Origin of the sequence: Psychrilyobacter sp., assembly GCF_049671765.1 — a bacterium.
Classification (GTDB): domain Bacteria; phylum Fusobacteriota; class Fusobacteriia; order Fusobacteriales; family Fusobacteriaceae; genus Psychrilyobacter.
Genome location: NZ_JBATVM010000163.1, coordinates 1 through 3,723, shown reverse-complemented (window position 1 = coordinate 3,723; position 3,723 = coordinate 1). Strand labels below are relative to the sequence as shown.

General features: G+C 27.8%; 3 protein-coding genes. All 3 read right to left on the bottom strand.

The window, feature by feature from the left end; translation table 11 throughout:
* On the bottom strand, nucleotides 1-413 hold a 413-nt coding region (locus WBG30_RS07715), incomplete at its 3' end, for an alcohol dehydrogenase catalytic domain-containing protein (protein ID WP_424504063.1).
* Nucleotides 414-1,264: 851 nt separating this feature from the next.
* Nucleotides 1,265-2,740: an aldehyde dehydrogenase family protein gene (locus tag WBG30_RS07710; RefSeq protein ID WP_424504062.1), complete on the bottom strand. Its 1,476-nt coding sequence runs from the start codon at nucleotides 2,738-2,740 to the stop codon at nucleotides 1,265-1,267.
* A 599-nt stretch (nucleotides 2,741-3,339) separates the two neighbouring features.
* Nucleotides 3,340-3,723 (bottom strand): thiol peroxidase (gene tpx / locus WBG30_RS07705; RefSeq protein WP_424504061.1); only part of this gene is annotated, 384 nt, incomplete at its 5' end.

Below are 3,723 nucleotides of genomic sequence, written 5' to 3'. Positions count from 1 at the left end.
TATACAGATAGTGCTGAAGTAAATCCAGCTGTTCCATAGATCATTGCTTCTTTCAAAGTTAAATTTTCAGGTTTTTTTATTATCCAGTTAGAAGGGACTCTTATATATTCTCCAAATCCTCCATCGGTATTCATTCCTAGATCATATCCAGTTATAAAAACTTCTTCTCCTTTTTTAAAATTAGGATTTTCAGATGAATAGATTACCCCTGCAGCGTCTATCCCTGGTGTATGGGGAAAGTTTCTCGTTACCCCTTTATTTCCTATACATGACAGTGCATCTTTATAATTTAAAGATGAATACAATACTTTAATCACTACATCTCCCATTGGAAGATCCTCTATTTTTCTTTCTATTATTTTTGGAATATATTTTCCCTCTTCTTCGAAAATTCTTACAGCTTTAAAGTTCATCTCTCCAACTCCTTTTATTTATTAAAAATTACACAATAATTACCTTCTGGGATTCTACATTTATTACATTACATCCATTAATAAATGAATCTCCCAAGTTGCTGACCTTACAAAACCATTCTTAATGGATAAATCACCAATTTTAACTTTATCAGACAAGTCGTTCATAATTAACCTTAATTCCAATTACAAATAGTACGGTATCGTACTATTTGTAATATGATATAATAAATGTCAATAAATGTCAATAATTATTAACTCCAATTAAAAATCATATAGAATTTACCTATAAATATACATTTTTCCTTTTATTTTTTAATTTTTCAATAAACTAAAAAAACCTAACTTTAACATTGGTATACATGATTAACAAACGTTAAAGGAACCGATTTATGAAAAAGGGATAGAAACTATTAGTATATCTGAAAGAAAAAATACTGTTCTTTTTAGGAGAAAATGTCTCTATTAGAGCAATGGGGAAGAAATTTGGGTGTTCGTATGCCAACATTAGTGAAGAGGTGATACAAATAAACTTTCTGCTATTCTAGCAAATAGAAATGAGACTATTCTAATTAAATATTAAAAAAATTAAATAGAAAGATACAGTAATTATTGCTGAAGACTCAAGAACGTTCAAAAGCTTATTTTATTATGAAAAAACTAATGCATTATCAAGACGAATAAACCATAGAATAAAAGTGATAAAAAGACAATCTTACGGGAACAGAAAAATTGAGAAATAAAGTTCTAATATATTAAAAATGAGAAGCAATAATTAAAAAATTATTACTCCTCATTTTATAAAAGTTTTACATTAATTTTTAGAGCTTATACAAAATTTGCAATAGTCCTTAATAAAAACCAAGTCTATCATCGCTTAAACTAATCATAATATTTTTCTTTTGAGTATAATGATCTAACATCATTTTATGAGTTTCTCTACCAATTCCTGATTGCTTATAACCACCAAAAGGTGTATGAGCAGGTAAATTATTATAATCGTTAACCCACATTCTACCAACTTTAATAGCCCTAGCTACTCTTAGTGCTCTATTAATATCTTTTGTCCAAACAGCCCCTGCTAAACCATACTGGTTATCATTTGCCATTTCAATTACTTCTTCTTCAGTTTTAAATTTAATTATAACTGCTACAGGGCCAAATATTTCTTCTTGAGCTACTCTCATATCGTTTGTTACATTTACCAATAATGTAGGTTTTATGAAGTAACCTTTATCAAGTCCATTTTCTGTGACAGGATGACCTCCACAAACAATTTTTGCACCTTCTTGCTTTGCAATTTCAATATAATTTAAAACTTTGTTAAATTGTTTTTCATTTATAAGAGTCCCTAATTGAGTATCGTCTTCATAAGGAATTCCGATTTTAACATTATTAAATTCTTTAACAGCTTGAGCTACAAATTTGTCATAAATATCTTCATGTACAAAAACACGTGATCCAGCACAACAAACTTGACCTTGATTAAATAAAATTCCAAGTTGTAAACCTTCAATCGCTTTATCCCAAGGACAATCTGGGAAATATATATTAGCAGATTTTCCACCTAATTCTAGTGTTGCAGGAATCAAATTTTTAGCTGCAGCTTCAGCAATAGCAAGGCCTGTTGCAGTAGAACCTGTAAAAGCAAGTTTTGCTAATCCTTTATGTTGACGTAAATAGTCACCAACTTTTGGCCCTTCTCCAGTAATAACATTAACAACTCCAGCAGGAAGTACTTGATCTAAAATCTTTGCTAATTCTAAAATACTAAGTGAAGTAAATTCAGAAGGCTTGATAACCGTACAATTTCCTGAAGCAATAATTGGAGCTATTTTCCAAGCCGCCATAAGTAGTGGGAAATTCCAAGGTATAATTTGACCTATAACACCTATTGGTTCACGAAGTGTCATACTAAGCGTATTTTTATCAATCATAACACTTTCACCTTCTGCAGTTCTTGCTACACCTGCAAAATATCTAAAATGATCTGAAGTGAATGGAACGTCTATAGCTCTAGTCTCTCTGATAGGTTTTCCATTATCTAATGTTTCGATCATTGCAAATTTTTCAGCATTTGCATCTATTAAATCAGCAATTTTTAGTAGCATATTAGATCTTTCTTGTGGACTAACATCTTTCCAAGTTTCGAAGGCTTGAGATGCTGATTCAATTGCTAAATCTACGTCTGCTGCACTTGCTTCTACACATGTTCCTAGATGTCTATTGTCAATAGGTGAAAATGAATCAAAAGTATTTCCATTTTTTCCTTCTACCCACTCACCATTGATATATAATTTGTTTTTTCTTCCCAGATATTTTTCCATATATATTCCTCCATGATAATTATTTGAGTTTTGGTCACGATTTATAGAATTGATACAAATAGTTATAATTGTAAACTTAAATTTAAGTTTAATAAATAAATACTATAAAAAGAGACTTTACTCTTCATACAGTATAACTATAAAGGCGGAAAAGTGTCAAACGTTTATTTGAATCTAAAAAAAAATTAATAAAACACATGTTATTATATTTTTTTTTAGATTAATTTTTTTTTGTAATTTTAATTAAATTTTTATATTTTTTTTATTATTTATTATTTAATAATTTATGTTTTTTAAGTTAGAAAAATTGATATTTGTTATATTTTTCAAGATAAGTTTTATTCTTAATCCTTAATTTATAAGCGTATTGTTATTAATTGTTTGTCTATGTATTAGGAGTAGATTATTTTTTAAATAAAAAAAATATTTAAAAAATAACCTCCTTTAGTAGAACTTTACTAAAGGAAGTTATTTTACGGTTTATTTTTTTTGTAATTTTAATTATAAATTTATTATTTTTTTATCAATTTTTGTTTTAAAATTTATGTTTTTTTAAAGGTGAAAAAATTGATATTTGTTATATTTTTACTGATTTTTTTCTATACTAATTCTTTAGCTATAGTTATTGCTTTATCATAATCAGGTTGATTTGTAATTTCTTGTACATATTCTACATGTTTTACAATTCCAGCTTTATCTATAACTAAAATACCTCTAGATAAAAGTCTTAATTCTTCTAAAATAAATCCATATTTCGTTCCAAAATCTAAATCTTTATGATCTGAAAGAGTTACTGCTGATTCTATACCTTTACTTGCACAGAATTTTCCTAAAGCAAATGGTAAATCTGCTGAGATAGTAACTACATTAATATTTCCATATTCAGCAGCTTCTTTGTTAAATCTAATTGTCTGTAGTTCACACACTGGTGTATCTATTGATGGCATTACTGAAATTATTGTTACTTTTCCATTTAATTCTTC